This window comes from Mesorhizobium sp. M2E.F.Ca.ET.209.01.1.1 (assembly GCF_004010375.2).
Classification (GTDB): domain Bacteria; phylum Pseudomonadota; class Alphaproteobacteria; order Rhizobiales; family Rhizobiaceae; genus Mesorhizobium.
Map to the genome: position 1 here is coordinate 1 of NZ_SADP02000129.1, position 516 is coordinate 516.

The 516-nt window shown below is 65.1% G+C and carries 1 pseudogene; it reads right to left on the reverse strand.

The features are described from left to right. Positions 1-516, reverse strand: a pseudogene (locus EN852_RS34930) (NAD(P)/FAD-dependent oxidoreductase); the annotation flags it as partial.

Sequence of the window (516 nt, forward strand, 5' to 3'; positions counted from 1 at the left end):
CTCTTCCGATCTCCGAGATCCGAGATCCGAAGCGCGCGCATTGACGCCGCTGGCACCTGGCTCGATGCCGGGTTCGAGCAACCTGGCATAGCCCGGCCGGTAGCCGGTGGCGAAGAGGATGGCGTCGAATTCGCCGTGGCCGCCATCGACAAAACGGGCACCGCGTTCCGAGATTTCGGCGATGTCGGGCGCCACCTTGATCGCGCCTTCGCGGATCTTGCCGATCGTGCCGACATCGATCACCGGAATGCGCGACGCAAGGGCGATCTGTTGCAGCAATCCCTGCTTCGGCCGTCTGAGCCCAAATTTCTCCAGCCTGCCCAGCACAAGGTCGAGAATGAGGGGGAACAGGGAGTCATTGATGCGCCGCGGCCCGAGCCGCGTCGCCATGCCGACCATTTGGATCGGCACGCCGAACAGTTCGCGCGGCACGATGTGAACGCCGTCGCGCACCGAGATCGTCGGCCGGGCACTGCCTTCCGCCAGATCGAGCGCAATCTCGGCACCGGTGTTGCC